Raw genomic sequence first — 14673 nt, 5'->3', positions numbered from 1 at the left:
TAAGAGCGATCACGCCTGCTCAAACAGTCGTTCGATAGCTTTTGTCGGGAAGAACAAAGAATGGCTGTTTTCGCCTGCCAGCGGGATGAACCCCAGCTTCAGATAAAATCGTTTAGCCTGCTCGCTAAGGGCATCAACAAATATTCCGTGTACTCCCACAGCCTGCGAAGCCAGGTAAACCACCCGCATAGCGTGTGCAACAAGCGTTGTTCCCCACTCGTTTCCCTGTAGTTCTTTATGAATAGCCAGACGTCCCAGCGTCACGCTGGGTACGTTGAGATAAGGGATCCGACGCTGCTGAGTCTTAGAAGGAAGCATCGCTCTCTCAAAGCAACTTCCCGATAGCGTGTAATAGCCCAGCACGCGCGGATGGTCGCGCTCTTTAAGCAGGTAGGCTCGTAGAATACGTCCATTGTGCTGGCGCACCAGGTGTTCTCTCAGGAAGGCATTTAGCGAGGGTTCACCACAATCAAAATCCCCGAAATCATAGTCGGTTCCCTCTGAAAACATTTCAATCGTGAGATTTGCCAAGACGCTTCACTCCATGTTTCGAAGACGTTTTGCCGCTCGCTTGAGGCGTTCATTTGGCTCTGGCGGATTATCGATGGCATCCATCACCGCATTCCAGGAGGCTTCGTTTAACACGAGACGACGGTGCTGCTCGATGACCTCTGCAGCACGCTCTGACGCACTGTTCACCATAAACTGGGTGATCGTTTGATTCGTCATCGCCGCCGCTTCTTCAATCATTGTTTTGTCTTCGTCCGTTAAGCGAAGATCGATACGCTGTTTTTTAAGTGCTGGCATGGTTTACATCACCGTGTACGGTTTTAATCCGTACATATCCTAAGTAACGTTGCGCTTTTTTTCAATCTAAACCTTTTTCAGCAGTCAAATGACTCGCTTCACGCCCCCGCTTTCTGAGCTTTAGTTCGCTCACCAGCACCCCGGCGACAATAAACGCCGCGCCCACCAGCGCCAGCAGCGGCAAACGCTCGCCGGCCAGTCGTCCGAAAATCCCCGCCCAGACCGGTTCACCGGTGTAGATCACCGTCGCCCGCGTTGGCGATACGCTGCGCTGCGCCCAGTTCATGGTCACCTGGATAATGGCGCTGAAGATGCCAAGCCCCAGCGCGACCACCACCAGCCCCGTGGACATCGGCGGCACGGATTCCCCGGCTGGCACCATCGTCGCGAAGGCCACCAGCGACGCCGTCGCGAGCTGCACCACCGTCACGCGCTTGACGTCCACTTTCCCAGCCCAGGCGCTGATCAAAATAATTTCCGCCGCGATGGCAATGGCCCCGACGAGGGTAATGATCTCGCCCGGCCCCAGCGCCAGCAGGTTATTTTCCGGCCCGGCTAATAAAATCAGGCCGATAAACGCCAGCACGATGCCAATGCAGGACATCAGCCCCGGTAGCCGCCCGAGGCATAACCATTGCAGCAGCGGCACCAGCGGCACGTACATGGCGGTAATAAAAGCGGATTTGCTGCTGGAGATGGTCTGCAATCCCCACGTCTGCAGGCTGTAGCCCATCGCTATCGCAATCCCAATCGCCACGCCGGCCTTGAGTTCCTTCAGCGTCAGACCCCGCAGCGTTTTAAGGGAGATCAGCCCCACGGCTATCGCCGCCGTCGCAAAGCGCAGGCCGACAAAAAAGAACGGATCGCTGAGGGTCACCGCGTACTGGACGGCAAGAAAGGTCCCGCCCCAGAACATGGTGATGAGAATAAGGATGGCTTCCTGCGGTTTTATGGAGAATTTAAAGCGTGAGACGGACATGCGACACCAACAAGTGAGATCAATTCTGTAGTGTGCGTTGCCTTTGGTTACAGTTCAATGTTGCAGACATAAAAAAACCGCCGGGAAACCCGGCGGCAGGGAGTCAACCCGGCGTACTACTTATTGCTGCCGTGGCTATTTTTACCCCCTTTTTTACCAGCCTCTGATGCGCGCTGAGGGTCGTTCTTGAAGTTACCCCCGCTAGACTGGCCACCTTTACGACCTGCTTCTGATGCTCTTTCACGGTCTTCAGCGAAATTACCTGAACCACCACGATGGTTTGCCATCTCTAACCTCCAGAGTGTGAAACATTAGACATCATATTGCATTCAGTAAAAGAGGATTCTTTCACCTCGCGGCTAAAGGACAGGGCCTTTATCTGTGCCGCGTGAAACTAAGCTTAGTGGACTGAGGCTATCCGGCAAGCCACGGGTAATATTCTGCAACATGATATCTGCCTTTCGGGTCAGATAAGGCGACGGAAATCTATAAGCCTTTCTTATCATTTTAAAATTCGACGACCAGAAAGTTGTTTCATTTTGCTACAGCACCTTATTGTAACCATGTTGTTATAAATCAAAGAAATGCCGTTCATTTTTGCAGTCTGGCCGTGATGTCATATCTTTAAATGAACGCAGCGATCCGCTGTCAGAAAAACCAACGAGGAGTGATGCAAAATGGCAAAAGTTCTGGTGCTCTATTATTCCATGTATGGACACATTGAAACCATGGCTCACGCGGTAGCAGAAGGTGCAAACAGAGTGGACGGCGTTGAGGTTGTGGTAAAACGCGTACCGGAAACCATGCAGGCGGAAGCGTTCGCCAAAGCCGGGGGAAAAACACAAAATGCCCCGGTCGCGACCCCGCAGGAGCTGGCGGAGTATGATGCCATTATCTTCGGCACCCCGACCCGCTTCGGCAATATGTCAGGCCAGATGCGTACCTTCCTCGATCAAACCGGCGGGCTCTGGGCATCCGGGGCGCTGTACGGCAAACTCGCCAGCGTATTCAGCTCTACCGGCACCGGCGGCGGCCAGGAGCAGACGATTACCTCAACCTGGACTACCCTTGCTCATCATGGAATGGTGATTGTGCCAATTGGCTACGGCGCGCAGGAGCTGTTTGACGTTTCTCAGGTGCGCGGCGGGACGCCGTACGGCGCAACCACCATTGCCGGTGGGGATGGCTCACGTCAGCCAAGCAATGAAGAACTCTCTATCGCCCGCTATCAGGGTGAATACGTCGCGGGTCTCGCTAAAAAACTGAACGGCTAACCCAACAGGAGGAAAAGTATGCCAACACAGGAATCCAAAGCTCACCACGTGGGCGAATGGGCAAGTTTACGCAACACCTCTCCGGAGATTGCCGAAGCCATCTTTGAAGTCGCGAACTACGACGAAAAGCTGGCCGAGCAGATTTGGGAAGAAGGCAACGATGAAGTGCTGATTCGCGCCTTCGAAAAAACGGACAAAGACTCGCTCTTCTGGGGCGAGCAAACCATCGAACGTAAAAACGTCTAAGCGTTTCCCCCCGCCGCAGCGGGGGGTTCTCTTTTACTTCGCCGCGTTATTCATGACCGCATTGAATTTATCAACCGGACAGAAGCCGTTCGCGTCCACCGGACAGCCCTTCAGCTCCAGCGTCACGCGCTGCGCGGGTGACTGCAATGACAGCACGCTGGCGTTGCGCAGCTGCTCCGCGCTCTGGTAGACATACTCAATTTTCATCAGCTCCTGATTGCTGTTTTTGTCGTGCCAACGCTGGAAGACAATCTTGCCGCCAATCGGGGTCCGTTCCTGCTGGTCATGCAGCTGATACGGCTTGAAATCCAGCGCGGTGAGCAGTGAAGCGATGTTCGAATCGTGCCCTACCAGCAGAGTAATCTTAGGCGCTTTCGCCTGTTCGGTGACCAGCGTTTTATCGATATATTTCACCAGCGGCTTCGCCACGTTTTGCGCCACCTCGGTGGAGGTAAACAGCGAGTCCTGATAGCCGTTCTTCAGCTTCGACAGCACGCGCCACTGCTGGTCGGTCTTGATTTCACCCCAGGCCACCTGGTCGGCCGGGAAACCTTCGTAATACTGCAGCGTGAACGCGTCCACCAGCGAGTTACCCACCTTCAGCGGCCCGGATACGCCAGGCTCTTTTTCATAGTCGGCGCTGAAGGTATCTTTCGCGTCTGCCAGCGAGCAGACTTTTTTCTCTTTGCAGGACGGGGAATCGGCGTAATTTGTCATCTGCTCCAGCAGCTTATAGCTTTCGCCAAGCTGCATTTTCTGCCGCTCGGTCTCCATCGCCTTCAGCGCTTTTTCGCGGAATTCCGGTGAGTTGTCGGTAATCACCGGATTAAAGGTCGGGTCCATGGTGCCCATTTTTTCCTGATGGTGCACAGGAACGTCGCAGCCCGGGAACGCACCGGTAATGAAGAACTGCGCGGTGGCGACGGTACGCTGCAGGCTGTTGGCGTAAGCATACACGCTATCTGCTGGCGGGCACTCTCCCGTCTTCACCATCCCCTGCTGCGCCAGCCACTCGCGCATGTAATGGCCCATATAGACTTCCAGCACGCCGCCTTTGGTGGTGAGCTGACCGCCCGGCACGTCCCACTCCGGCCACTGCTTCGGCGTGGACTGCTCCAGCACGCTGCCGTTGTTGGCGAGCGGCGCGCGCAGGTTGTGACGGCTCATGATTAACACCTGCTCCAGCTGATAGCCTTTCGGCGTCTCCTGCGCCTGTGCGCCAAAGGTCATTGAAAGGGTACCTGCCACGGCCACTGCGAGTAGTGCTTTTCTCATCCCTCGTTCCTCACGTTTTTTTAATGTTCCAGTGAGTGTGACAGATTCGTGACAGTTTTTTCGGGAAGCATTTCTCAAACTGATGATTAACGTGCTTACGGTGGGCGCTAATTAGTTTTATAATAAAACCATACCCCACCGGAGACCTGACCGTGAAACGCACCCGCCTTGAAGAGAGCACCTGCCCCGTCGCCCGTTCGCTGGATATCATTGGCGACTGGTGGTCGCTGCTGATCGTTCGCGACGCGCTGCGCGGGATTAAACGCTTCGGTGAGTTTCAGAAAAGCCTCGGTATCGCGAAAAACATGCTCACCTCGCGGCTGAAGCTGCTGGTCGATGAAGGCATCCTCCGGCTTCAGCCCGCCTCCGACGGCAGCGCCTGGCAGGAATACGTTCTGACCGACAAGGGACGCGCGCTCCAGACGGTGCTGGTTGCTCTCTCCCAGTGGGGCAATGAATTTTTGTTCGCGGAAAACGAATGCGGCACCGTTCTCGTCGATAGCGAACAGCGCAAACCCCTGCGTAAACTGGCGCTTATCGCCGACGATGGGCGCGAACTGACGCCTGAAGAGATCGTGGCTAAACTCCCCTCCTGATCGTTCCCAACGGCAAAAGCACAAAATGCCCGGCAAAATAGTTGCATTATAAAACCAAATAGCAGAGAGTTAATTCAGTTTCATATTGAAACCAAATAACCTACTTTGCTTTGAGGTAACACATGATGACTACGCAAATCACCACCGCCTTAATTACCGGCGCCTCTTCCGGGATCGGGGCCGTCTATGCCGATCGCCTGGCCGCGCGCGGCGCTAACCTGGTCCTGGTCGCCCGCCGCGAGGATCGCCTGAAAACCCTCGCCGCCGACCTGCGCGCGCGCTATGGCGTGGCCGTCGCTATACTGGTGGCCGATCTCAGCGATGAAGCCGGGATCCGCGCCGTGGAAAATGAACTGCGTCACAATACCGCCATCGATACGCTGGTAAACAACGCGGGCACCGCGCAGATGGCCCCGTTCCTCGCGGGCGATGTGGCGCAGCATCAAGCCATCAACACCCTCAACACCACGGCGCTGATGCGTCTGACCTACGCCATCCTGCCCCGCCTGGCGCAGAACAATCGCGGGACGCTGATCAATATCGCCTCGGTGTTATCGCTCCATGTCCGTGCGGGCAGCGCGCTGTACAGCGCCACCAAAGCCTGGGTACTGAGCTTTACCCGCGGACTGCAGGAAGAATTTGCCGATAGCAGCGTGCGCATTCAGGCCGTGCTGCCCGCCGCGACGGCGACGGAGATCTGGAGCCATTCAGGGGTTACGGTGAACGATCTGCCGGAAGGGTCGGTGATGACCACCGACGATATGGTCGATGCGTCACTGGCGGGTCTGGATCAGGGCGAACAGATCACTATTCCGCCGATGCATGACGCCGCCCTGTGGGATCGCTACGAAGCGGCGCGCCTTGAGCTGTTTAACAGCGCGCGCACCGGGGTTCCAGCACCGCGCTACGTTAAACAGTAGCCTAACGCTCAAGCTGGTCGCCGTACTCGCTCATCCAGGCGGCCAGCGGCGAAAGTGCGTCCTGCAGGGTTAACCCCAGCTCGGTAATTTGATACTCCACGCGCGGGGGGATCTCCGGGTAGACCGTCCGCGTCACCAGCCCGCGCTGCTCAAACAGGCGGAGCTGCTTCGTCAGCTCTTTCTGCGTGATGGGGGCAGCGGCACGCAGCAGATCGCCAAAGCGTACGGGCGTGTTGAACACAATCAGGCGATAGAGAATGGGGATCGCCCACTTACCGGATATCAGGTTGACAAACTGCGTCATCGGGCAGGTATACGCCTCAGATTTTTTTTCGCAGCACACCTCCAGCATTTCTGCCATAGCACACCTCTTGCCTCGTTAGTATCCATTTGGTACCTGGTTTCCTTTCGATACTAACGTTTCTATAGTGCTTTCTCCAGTGACATTTCAGGAGAAGAACATGGGTCGTTTAACAGATAAATATACGCTGATTACCGGCGGCACCAGCGGCATTGGTCTTGCCACCGCGCAGGCGTTTATCGCCGAAGGCGCGCGCGTCGCCGTGACCGGACGCAACCCGGACACCCTCGCCGAAGCAGAGCGCATTCTGGGCGATAAGGCCTGGGTGATCCCAACCGACGCAGGCGATATCGCGTCGCAAAAAGCGCTGGCGGAAACCCTCGCCGCCCGCTGGCCACGCCTGGACGCGGTGTTTCTCAACGCTGGCGACGTGACGCACGCGCCGCTGGAAGCCTGGCAGGAGGATGCGTGGGACCGCCTGATGGGCATCAACCTGAAGGGACCGTTCTTTTTAATTCAGGCGCTGCTGCCGCTGCTGAATAACCCGTCGTCGGTGATCCTCTGCGGCTCCGTGAGCGCACGCATCGGCCTGCCCACCAGCAGCGTGTATGCCGCGAGCAAGGCCGCCCTCCTGTCGCTGGCGCGTACGCTGTCGGCGGAGCTGCTGCCGCGCGGGATCCGCGTCAACGGGTTGAGCCCCGGTCCGGTGGAAACGCCGGCATTTACGAAGACGGGCTTAAGCGAAGAGACGCTTAACGCGATGATGGCGGAGATCTTCAAGCTGGTGCCGCTCGGCAGAATGGGCTCGACGACGGAGCTGGCAAAAGCCGCGCTCTACCTAGCGTCCGACGAGTCGAGCTACACGGTAGGAACGGAACTGCTGGTGGACGGCGGAATGGGAAGCCTGTAACTCAAAAGGCGCTGATGCCGGTGACCGCGCCGACATACAGCGCCGCCCATGCACAGGCGGAAAGCAGGCTGACGATGTAAACTTTGACGGCGTTCAGCCTGAGCATCCCTGCCGCCAGCGGCACGACATAACGCAACACCGCCAGAAAGCGCGACGTAAACAGTACGATGACACCGTTTTTTTGCAGCTGATGCTGAACCCGTAAAAACGTAGCGGCATGCTTCGCCGTAAAGCGCGCGACCAGCCGGGTGTGCCCCATCAGCTGGCCGATATGGTAGTTCAGCACCGATCCCGCCGTTGCCCCCAGCACCACGGCGAGCCACGCCAGCGCCGGGTGCATGCTCCCCTGGCTGACGCCGATGCCCGCCAGCAGCATCACCGAGGCGGGCGGCAGCACGGAGGAGATCAGCACCGTCGACTTGCTCAGCGCCATTATGAATAACAGCGCGAACAGATGTGCCGGATAAAGCGCAAAATGATTCAGCAGATTATCAAACCACGCCATTTTCCTTCCCCCGTTAATTAATCCTCCATTTAAAATGAATAACCTTAAATAAACCCTCAACATTTTATCAATAAGATTTACCTAAACCTTTCTTAAACATTATTTAATTTCCTGAGCGATAAATTTAAACAAGCGTATTATTCCTCACGCTTTACAACGATCTCGTTATGGCGAGGCTCCTGTACAAATACACGTTATCGCTCTGGTGGGTTCGAGAGAACCGGCACAGGGTAAAACAGGCACTGTCGAATCAAGGCTTTGTCAGTATAACTTCCCTTGCGGGATACGGTGTACAGTGCTGAACCCAGGACGTGGGGATCTCCTTTCCGACATGCCCTGTCTTGCTCGCCCCTGAGAGATTTTATTATTCAAAGGGAATTCACTATGTCTTACGCTATTCACAACCACAACCTGGCATTCAATGACAGCGCGGTCGCGCAATATATGAATACCGATTTTATTGTCCTCGACGTTTCATTATGCGTGGCGCTGGCGCGCGAGCAATTCTTCGAAAAATTAAAAGACGATGATATTCCGTCGCATATTTTTATTGAAGACCATGGACGCCTGGCGGGCATGATTGCGGTACGCAAATTATTGCAGGTCACGGATACCGTGCAGCCAATTAAAAGCCTGATGATTTCACAGTTTTTGCAGGTCAAACCGGAAGATGAACGAGCCGATGTCGCCGGACTTCTGGCCCACGGCGACGCGGACGTCGTGCCGGTGGTAACCCACGGCAAGCTCGTCGGCTGCCTGACCGAGCGCGAAATCGCCCATCTGCTGGAAGATGACGTCACCGAAGACGCCCAGCTTCAGGGGGCGACGCTGCCGCTGGAGAAGCCCTATCTGGAAACCAGCGCCTTCAGCCTGTGGAAGAAACGCTCCGTCTGGCTGCTGCTGCTGTTTGTCGCGGAAGCCTACACCAGCTCGGTGATCCAGCACTTCGAAGAGGCGCTGGAGTCTGCCATCGCGCTGGCGTTCTTTATTCCGCTGCTGATCGGCACGGGTGGCAACAGCGGAACGCAGATCACCTCCACGCTGGTGCGCGCCATGGCGCTGGGTGAAGTGCATCTGCGCGACGTAGGCCGCGTGCTGCGCAAAGAGATGACCACCTCGCTGATGATTGCCGTGACGCTCGGTATTGCCGGGTGCATCCGCGCCTGGATGATGGGTATCGGGCTGGAAATCACGCTTATCGTCAGCCTGACGCTGGTATGCATTACGCTCTGGAGCGCGATTGTGTCGTCAGTGATCCCGATGGTGCTCAAGCGCTGCGGCATTGACCCGGCGGTCGTCTCCGCGCCGTTTATCGCGACGCTTATCGACGGTACCGGGCTGATTATCTACTTTAAGATCGCGCAGTATACGCTGGGGCTGGAGTAACGCGATCCGCCAGCTGAATCACCGCAAGCGAAAACGCCTCAATCGCCAGCGCAACATCCTCAGCCATCACCGATTCCGCCGGGTGGTGGCTGACTCCGCCCCTGCAGCGCACGAACAGCATGCCCACCGGCCAGCGTTCCGCGATGGCAATCGCATCGTGGCCCGCGCCGCTGGGCAGCGACAGCGAGCGCCCCTGTACCGATTTGACGGCCTCCCCCAGCACGTTCTGCAGGTGCAGATCGCACGGCGTGGCGGCAATGCGGTAAAACTCCTCGGCGCTAAATGCCAGCCCGCGGCGCGATGCGATCGCCCGGGCATGTTCCAGCAGGTCGTTGAGCAACCTGTCCAGCGGTGCATCCTGCGGGCCGCGAATATCGAGCGAGAGCTGAACCTCACCGGGGATCACGTTCACCGCTCCCGGCAGACAGCGCAATTCCCCGACCGTCGCCACCAGGTTGCCACCCTGCTGTCGGGTAGCGTTTTCAATGATAACCATCCACTCGGCGGCGGCGGCCAGCGCGTCTCTGCGGTGGAGCATCGGCACGGTTCCCGCATGTCCGGCCTCGCCGGTGAAGCGACAGTTCAGGCGACGGGCGCCGTTAATGGCTTCCACCACGCCAAGTGCGAGCGCCTCCTGCTCAAGGCACGGCCCCTGCTCAATATGCAGCTCGAGATAGGCGCTGAAATCTTCCTGACGCCTTGCGGCATGCGACACGCGGGCAGGATCGAGCCCCGTCTGGGTCATCGCCTGCGCCACGCTGATGCCGCTGGCGTCAGTTTTTTCCAGCCAGCCCTGCGGCCAGGTGCCCGTCAGCCCCCGGCTGCCTAACAGCGTAATGCCGAAGCGGGTGCCCTCTTCATCGCAAAAGCCGACAATCTCGATGGCCTGCGCCAGATGCACCCCCTGCTGATGCAGGCTGTCCACCACTTCAATGGCCGTGAGCACCCCGAGCATGCCGTCGTAGCGTCCCGCGTTGCGCACGGTATCCAGATGCGATCCAAGCAGCACCGCCTGCGCCCCTTCCAGCGCCCCCTCATAGCGTCCACAGATGTTGCCCACGCTGTCCTGCCAGACGGTCATGCCCGCCTGGCTCATCCACTGCCCCACCAGTTGGTTGGCCTGCTGATGCTGCACCGAGAGATAGACCCGGGTCAGCGCATCCGGGGTTTCGCTGATGGCGGCCAGCGCGTCGGCGCGGGCCATCACCCGTTCTGCCGCCGGGCTCATTGCGGCGTCTCGCGGCGATAGTGGTCCCACGCGGCCTGCATCGCCGCACCCTGCGTGGTGGTGAATTTCAGGTAGTTCAGCACCGACTCCAGCGCGCTCAGGGTGGTCATCACACAGTCCTTGCGCGCGTTATAGCCCATGGTGCCGATGCGCCACACCTTGCCGTGCAGCGGGCCAAACGAGGTGCCGATCTCAATCCCGAAATCCTCCAGCATCAGCTTACGCACCTGGTCGCCGTTGATGCCCTGCGGGATGACCACCCCCAGCACATTGTTCATCTTGTGCTTCAGATCGCCAAAGGTCTCCAGCCCCATCGCCTGAATGCCCTTCAGCAGCGCATCGCCGTGCAGCCTGTGGCGGGCGATGCCGTTATCCAGCCCTTCCTGCAGGATCAAACGCGCGCACTCACGGGCGCCAAACAGCGCGGTGGTCGCTTCGGTGTGGTGGTTGAGGCGCTCCGGCCCCCAGTAGTCCATCACCATGCCGAGATCGAAATAGTTGGAGTAGATCATCTCCTCATCGCCGTCGCGGTGGGCGTCGGTGCGAATGCCCTCCTCAACGCATTTGCGGCGGCGGATCGCCTCCTCCATGCGCGCGCTCAGGGTGATCGGCGACGTGCCCGACGGGCCGCCGAGGCACTTCTGCATCCCTGCCGAGACGGCGTCCAGCCCCCATGCGTCGGTCTCCAGCGCGTTGCCGCCGAGCGACGCGGTGGCATCGGTGTAAAACAGCACATCGTAGCGGCGGCAGATGGCACCGAGCTCCGCAAGCGGCTGCAGCATGGTGGTGGAGGTGTCGCCCTGCACGGTCAGCAGCAGGCGCGGACGAATACGCTTAATCGCATCCTCCACCTGGTCCGGGGTAAACACCTCGCCCCACGGCACCTCGATGGTATGCACCTCCGCGCGGCAGCGGCGGGCAATTTCGCACAGCAGGTGGCCAAAGCGGCCAAAGACCGGCACCAGTACTTTATCTCCGGGGCGGATGGCGGAGACCAGAATGGCTTCAATCCCCGCCCGGGAGGTGCCGTCCACCAGCATCGTCCAGCGGTTCTCGGTGCGAAACACGCCGCGATAGAGCGCCATCACCTCGTTCATGTAGTGGGTCATGGCCGGATCGTACTGGCCGATCAGCTGGCTCGACATGGCGCGCAGCACGCGCGGGTCGGCGTTGATCGGCCCCGGCCCCATCAGCAGGCGCTGGGGCGGGTTGATTTGCGGAAAGTGTGCGATATCCATTTGTCAGTCCTTATCAGTTGAGGCCGCGCACGGAGGAGATGAACTGCTTCAGTTCCGTGGTCTGCGGGTTGGCGAACAGCGTTTTGCTGTCGCCCTGCTCCCAGACTTTCCCCTGGTGCATAAACACCACGCGGTCGCCCACTTCGCGGGCAAAATTCATTTCATGGGTCACGAGAATCAGGGTCATCCCCTCGGCCGCCAGCTGCTCCAGCACCTTGAGCACTTCGCCCACCAGCTCCGGGTCGAGCGCGGAGGTGATCTCGTCGCAGAGTAAAACTTTCGGCGACATCGCCAGCGCGCGGGCAATCGCCACGCGCTGCTGCTGGCCGCCGGAGAGGCTCGACGGGTAGTAATCCAGACGATCGCCAAGCCCCACTTTCTCCAGCATGCGCTGGGCCAATTCGCGGCATTCGGCGGCGCTTTTCTTCAGCACCCGACGCGGGGCGAGTATCACGTTCTCCAGCGCCGTCATGTGCGGGAACAGGTTGAAGCTCTGGAACACCATCCCGACCGAGCGGCTGATTTCGCGCGCCTGAGAATCCCGGTCGGTAATGGTCATGCCGCCCAGCTTGATGCTTCCGTCCTGATACCCTTCCAGGCCGTTGATGCAGCGCAGCAGCGTGCTTTTGCCCGATCCGCTGCGCCCGATAATGGAGATCACCTGGCCCATATCGATATCCAGATCGACGCCCTTGAGCACGTGGTTATCGCCGTAGTACTTCTGCACCTGATTAATGGTGATGAGAGGCATTGAATTTGGTCTCCAGATAGCGGCTGTAGCGCGACAGCGGATAACACAGAATAAAGTAGCCCAGCGCCACCAGCGCAAAGACCTTAAATGGCTGATAGGTCACGTTGGTCAGCATGGTCCCGGCCTTGGTCAGCTCGATGAAGCCGATAATCGACGCCAGCGCGGTACCTTTGATCACCTGCACCGCAAAGCCCACCGTCGGGGCGATGCCGATGCGCAGCGCCTGCGGAGCGACCACGCGAAACAGGGTCTGTCCGAAGGTCAGGCCCAGGCAGCGCGAGGCTTCCCACTGCCCCTTCGGCAGGGCGCGAATGCTGCCGTACCAGATATCGAGCAGAAATGCGCTGGTGTAGCAGGTTAACGCCAGCGAGGCGGCGGTCCACGGCGAGACGTCGATGCCGAACAGCGCCACGCCGAAGAAGGCCAGGAACAGCTGCATCAGCAGCGGCGTGCCCTGAAACAGCTCGATATAGCCGCGGATAATGCGCTTCACCGTGCGTCCGCCCGTCAGGCGCAGCAGCAGGAGCGGCAGCGTTACCACCGCCCCGCCGACAAACGCCACCAGCGACAGTAGTACCGTCCAGCGTCCGGCCAGCAGCAGGTTGCGAATAATGTCCCAGTCGGTAAAGGTGGTCATCATGCCTGCACCCCCAGCCATTTGCGTCCTGCCGCCATCATCAGCTGGCGCAGGGTAATCGACAGCGCTAAGTAAATCCCGGTTGTCACCAGATAGACCTCAAAGCTCAAAAACGTTCTGGACTGGATCAGGTTAGCGGCGAAGGTCAGCTCTTCATACGAGACCTGCGACACCACCGACGAGCCGAGCATCACGATGATGCACTGGCTCACCAGCGCCGGATAAATGCGCTGCAGCGCGGGCGGCAGCACCACGCGAATAAACGTCTGCAGACGGGTCAGCCCCAGCACGCGCCCGGCCTCCCACTGTCCTTTCGGCGTGACCTGAATGCCCGCGCGGATAATTTCGGTGCTGTACGCGCCCAGGTTCACCACCATTGCCAATAGCGCCGCCTCCCCCGCCGTCATCTTCAGGCCAAGATTCGGCAGGCCGAAGACGATGAAAAACAGCTGCACCACAAACGGCGTGTTGCGGATGATCTCCACGTAGCCGCCCCAGATCCGGCTGTACCAGGTGGTGCGTCCGCTGCGGATCGCTGCGCCGAAAATCCCGATTGCCAGCCCGCCGACGGTTGCCATTACCGTCAGCTGAATGGTGACCCACAGCCCGGCCAGCAGCTCCGGCCAGTGCGGCCAGAGGGCTGAAAAATCAAGTTGCTCCGTCATAGGCTCAGGCGCCAAGGTTTGCCGGCAGCGGGGCCTTCAGCCATTGCTCAGACAGGCCGTTCAGCGTGCCGTCCTTGATGCCCTGCTCAATCAGCGCATCCACTTTCGCCTTCAGGGCCGGTTCGTTCTTCTTCAGGCCGATAAAGCACGGTGAGTCTTTCAGCATAAAGCTCGGCACCGGGGCTTTATCCGCGTTCTGGCGCGAAATGGCCGCCACCACGAGGTTGCCGGTCGCCACGTACTGCACCTGGCCGGAGAGGTAGGCCGAGAGCGTGGTGTTGTTGTCTTCGTAGCGTTTCACGTTGGCATCTTTCGGTGCCAGGCCGGTCAGCACCATGTCCTCCACCGCCCCGCGCGTCACGCCGATGGTTTTTCCGCTCAGCGCGGCGGCGTCCTTCAGCTCGGCGCCTTTCGGGCCAAACACGCCGAGGAAGAACGGCGCGTAGGCGCGGCTGAAGTCGATCACCTTCTCGCGCTCCGGGTTTTTACCGAGGCTGGAAATGACCAGGTCCACCTTATCGGTTTGCAGGTACGGCACGCGGTTGGCGCTGGTCACCGGCACCAGCTGCAGCTTGAGCTTCATCTGTTTCGCCAGATAGCGCGCCATGTCTATGTCGTAGCCCTGCGGCTGCAGATCGGTCCCTACCGAGCCAAACGGCGGGAAATCCTGCGGAACGGCAATGCGAATGGTGCCGCGCTTCTCGATATCCTGAAGCTGGTCAGCCTTTGCCGGCAGCTGAGTGAAGAGACAGGCGGCCCCGGCCAGTGCAATAAACAGTTTTTTCATGGTGCTTCCCCGTAACGTTAACATGAAACAAAAGATTCTTTGAATGTGATTTTGCAACTAATGTGCCAGATAAGGCGAAGCGGGGAATTTTCTCTTAAAGCCTGATAAAACGCGAACGGGGCGAAAATACTCTCTATTTTCGCCCCGTTCAATTGCACCATTTCAATG

The 14673-nt window shown here is 58.6% G+C and carries 19 protein-coding genes and 1 riboswitch; of the genes, 6 read left to right on the top strand and 13 right to left on the bottom strand.

Annotated features, from left to right (window positions below):
• Positions 1-9 precede the first annotated feature (9 nt).
• From IM291_RS01005 to IM291_RS00990, 4 genes are all read right to left on the bottom strand, one after another.
• Positions 10-510 carry a GNAT family N-acetyltransferase gene (locus IM291_RS01005; protein WP_172616463.1) on the bottom strand — a complete coding sequence of 167 codons (501 nt, stop codon included), beginning with the start codon at positions 508-510 and terminating at the stop codon, positions 10-12.
• Positions 511-537: 27 nt separating this feature from the next.
• The gene (locus IM291_RS01000; protein WP_008499829.1) at positions 538-807 is read right to left on the bottom strand and encodes a DUF1778 domain-containing protein; all 270 of its coding nucleotides are present in this window, start codon (positions 805-807) and stop codon (positions 538-540) included.
• A 61-nt stretch (positions 808-868) separates the two neighbouring features.
• Positions 869-1786, bottom strand: a complete 918-nt coding sequence (locus tag IM291_RS00995; protein ID WP_045261672.1) for a DMT family transporter — start codon at positions 1784-1786, stop codon at positions 869-871.
• Positions 1787-1902: 116 nt separating this feature from the next.
• Positions 1903-2073 carry a general stress protein gene (locus IM291_RS00990; protein WP_001273664.1) on the bottom strand — a complete coding sequence of 57 codons (171 nt, stop codon included), beginning with the start codon at positions 2071-2073 and terminating at the stop codon, positions 1903-1905.
• 390 nt (positions 2074-2463) lie between these two features.
• Here IM291_RS00990 and wrbA point away from each other — a divergent pair, with 390 nt between their 5' ends.
• Complete coding sequence (gene wrbA / locus IM291_RS00985) at positions 2464-3060, top strand: NAD(P)H:quinone oxidoreductase (RefSeq protein ID WP_041910554.1); 597 nt, start codon at positions 2464-2466, stop codon at positions 3058-3060.
• 18 nt (positions 3061-3078) lie between these two features.
• Positions 3079-3306, top strand: coding sequence for a YccJ family protein (locus tag IM291_RS00980; RefSeq protein ID WP_028012649.1), 228 nt, complete (start codon positions 3079-3081; stop codon positions 3304-3306).
• Positions 3307-3339: 33 nt separating this feature from the next.
• On the opposite strand, the gene agp is transcribed toward IM291_RS00980, so the two are convergent.
• Positions 3340-4581 (bottom strand): bifunctional glucose-1-phosphatase/inositol phosphatase, encoded by a 1242-nt coding sequence (agp, locus tag IM291_RS00975; protein WP_126817606.1) that lies wholly within the window; start codon positions 4579-4581, stop codon positions 3340-3342.
• Between the two features lie 152 nt (positions 4582-4733).
• On the opposite strand from agp, the gene IM291_RS00970 reads away from it, so the two are divergent.
• Together IM291_RS00970 and IM291_RS00965 are read left to right on the top strand one after the other, a co-directional pair.
• Complete coding sequence (locus IM291_RS00970; RefSeq protein ID WP_028012647.1) at positions 4734-5177, top strand: helix-turn-helix domain-containing protein; 444 nt, start codon at positions 4734-4736, stop codon at positions 5175-5177.
• 125 nt (positions 5178-5302) lie between these two features.
• Entirely contained in the window at positions 5303-6097 is a 795-nt protein-coding gene (locus IM291_RS00965) for an SDR family oxidoreductase (RefSeq protein WP_028012646.1), read from the top strand.
• Position 6098: 1 nt separating this feature from the next.
• Here IM291_RS00965 and IM291_RS00960 read toward each other — a convergent pair whose 3' ends face one another.
• The gene (locus IM291_RS00960; protein WP_023335206.1) at positions 6099-6458 is read right to left on the bottom strand and encodes a helix-turn-helix domain-containing protein; all 360 of its coding nucleotides are present in this window, start codon (positions 6456-6458) and stop codon (positions 6099-6101) included.
• A 100-nt stretch (positions 6459-6558) separates the two neighbouring features.
• Here IM291_RS00960 and IM291_RS00955 point away from each other — a divergent pair, with 100 nt between their 5' ends.
• A complete protein-coding gene (locus tag IM291_RS00955; RefSeq protein ID WP_192985928.1) occupies positions 6559-7308 on the top strand; it encodes an SDR family oxidoreductase in 750 nt (249 codons plus the stop codon).
• 1 nt (position 7309) lies between these two features.
• Here the strand turns inward: IM291_RS00955 and IM291_RS00950 are convergent, their stop codons facing one another.
• The gene (locus IM291_RS00950) at positions 7310-7813 is read right to left on the bottom strand and encodes a DedA family protein (RefSeq protein WP_192985927.1); all 504 of its coding nucleotides are present in this window, start codon (positions 7811-7813) and stop codon (positions 7310-7312) included.
• A 154-nt stretch (positions 7814-7967) separates the two neighbouring features.
• A riboswitch (M-box (ykoK) riboswitch) is annotated at positions 7968-8137 on the top strand.
• A 60-nt stretch (positions 8138-8197) separates the two neighbouring features.
• Between IM291_RS00950 and IM291_RS00945 the strand changes: the two genes are divergently transcribed.
• Positions 8198-9199 (top strand): magnesium transporter, encoded by a 1002-nt coding sequence (locus IM291_RS00945; protein ID WP_045630063.1) that lies wholly within the window; start codon positions 8198-8200, stop codon positions 9197-9199.
• Here the strand turns inward: IM291_RS00945 and hpxK are convergent.
• From hpxK to IM291_RS00915, 6 genes are read right to left on the bottom strand one after another with little or no spacing between them, the layout of a single operon-like run.
• Positions 9165-10427: an allantoate amidohydrolase gene (hpxK, locus tag IM291_RS00940; protein ID WP_049001618.1), complete on the bottom strand. Its 1263-nt coding sequence runs from the start codon at positions 10425-10427 to the stop codon at positions 9165-9167. The genes IM291_RS00945 and hpxK overlap by 35 nt on opposite strands.
• A complete protein-coding gene (locus IM291_RS00935; RefSeq protein WP_032651243.1) occupies positions 10424-11665 on the bottom strand; it encodes an alanine--glyoxylate aminotransferase family protein in 1242 nt (413 codons plus the stop codon). The genes hpxK and IM291_RS00935 overlap by 4 nt, the downstream gene beginning before the upstream one ends.
• Before the next feature lie 13 nt (positions 11666-11678).
• Positions 11679-12416: an amino acid ABC transporter ATP-binding protein gene (locus tag IM291_RS00930; RefSeq protein WP_192985926.1), complete on the bottom strand. Its 738-nt coding sequence runs from the start codon at positions 12414-12416 to the stop codon at positions 11679-11681.
• Complete coding sequence (locus IM291_RS00925) at positions 12397-13053, bottom strand: amino acid ABC transporter permease (protein ID WP_080351084.1); 657 nt, start codon at positions 13051-13053, stop codon at positions 12397-12399. The genes IM291_RS00930 and IM291_RS00925 overlap by 20 nt, the downstream gene beginning before the upstream one ends.
• Positions 13053-13718, bottom strand: a complete 666-nt coding sequence (locus tag IM291_RS00920; RefSeq protein ID WP_041912033.1) for an amino acid ABC transporter permease — start codon at positions 13716-13718, stop codon at positions 13053-13055. Before IM291_RS00920 ends, IM291_RS00925 begins: the two co-directional genes overlap by 1 nt.
• Before the next feature lie 4 nt (positions 13719-13722).
• Entirely contained in the window at positions 13723-14505 is a 783-nt protein-coding gene (locus IM291_RS00915) for a transporter substrate-binding domain-containing protein (protein WP_045261681.1), read from the bottom strand.
• Between the last annotated feature and the right edge of the window lie 168 nt (positions 14506-14673).

This window comes from Enterobacter cloacae complex sp. P27C, assembly GCF_014895705.1.
Lineage (GTDB): Bacteria > Pseudomonadota > Gammaproteobacteria > Enterobacterales > Enterobacteriaceae > Enterobacter > Enterobacter bugandensis.
Note: the sequence above shows the minus strand (reverse complement) of the source record. Positions and strands in the feature narration are given on the sequence as shown.

Excerpts from the sequence above, each read along its gene's own strand:
- IM291_RS00915 (WP_045261681.1), bottom strand. The coding sequence starts at position 14,505 with ATGAAAAAACTGTTTATTGCACTGGCCGGGGCCGCCTGTCTCTTCACT.
- IM291_RS00980 (WP_028012649.1), top strand. The coding sequence starts at position 3,079 with ATGCCAACACAGGAATCCAAAGCTCACCACGTGGGCGAATGGGCAAGT.
- IM291_RS00925 (WP_080351084.1), bottom strand. The coding sequence starts at position 13,053 with ATGACCACCTTTACCGACTGGGACATTATTCGCAACCTGCTGCTGGCC.
- IM291_RS00945 (WP_045630063.1), top strand. The coding sequence starts at position 8,198 with ATGTCTTACGCTATTCACAACCACAACCTGGCATTCAATGACAGCGCG.
- IM291_RS00950 (WP_192985927.1), bottom strand. The coding sequence starts at position 7,813 with ATGGCGTGGTTTGATAATCTGCTGAATCATTTTGCGCTTTATCCGGCA.
- IM291_RS00955 (WP_192985928.1), top strand. The coding sequence starts at position 6,559 with ATGGGTCGTTTAACAGATAAATATACGCTGATTACCGGCGGCACCAGC.
- IM291_RS00995 (WP_045261672.1), bottom strand. The coding sequence starts at position 1,786 with ATGTCCGTCTCACGCTTTAAATTCTCCATAAAACCGCAGGAAGCCATC.
- IM291_RS00935 (WP_032651243.1), bottom strand. The coding sequence starts at position 11,665 with ATGGATATCGCACACTTTCCGCAAATCAACCCGCCCCAGCGCCTGCTG.
- agp (WP_126817606.1), bottom strand. The coding sequence starts at position 4,581 with ATGAGAAAAGCACTACTCGCAGTGGCCGTGGCAGGTACCCTTTCAATG.
- IM291_RS01000 (WP_008499829.1), bottom strand. The coding sequence starts at position 807 with ATGCCAGCACTTAAAAAACAGCGTATCGATCTTCGCTTAACGGACGAA.
- IM291_RS01005 (WP_172616463.1), bottom strand. The coding sequence starts at position 510 with ATGTTTTCAGAGGGAACCGACTATGATTTCGGGGATTTTGATTGTGGT.
- hpxK (WP_049001618.1), bottom strand. The coding sequence starts at position 10,427 with ATGAGCCCGGCGGCAGAACGGGTGATGGCCCGCGCCGACGCGCTGGCC.
- IM291_RS00960 (WP_023335206.1), bottom strand. The coding sequence starts at position 6,458 with ATGGCAGAAATGCTGGAGGTGTGCTGCGAAAAAAAATCTGAGGCGTAT.
- IM291_RS00965 (WP_028012646.1), top strand. The coding sequence starts at position 5,303 with ATGACTACGCAAATCACCACCGCCTTAATTACCGGCGCCTCTTCCGGG.
- IM291_RS00990 (WP_001273664.1), bottom strand. The coding sequence starts at position 2,073 with ATGGCAAACCATCGTGGTGGTTCAGGTAATTTCGCTGAAGACCGTGAA.
- wrbA (WP_041910554.1), top strand. The coding sequence starts at position 2,464 with ATGGCAAAAGTTCTGGTGCTCTATTATTCCATGTATGGACACATTGAA.
- IM291_RS00920 (WP_041912033.1), bottom strand. The coding sequence starts at position 13,718 with ATGACGGAGCAACTTGATTTTTCAGCCCTCTGGCCGCACTGGCCGGAG.
- IM291_RS00930 (WP_192985926.1), bottom strand. The coding sequence starts at position 12,416 with ATGCCTCTCATCACCATTAATCAGGTGCAGAAGTACTACGGCGATAAC.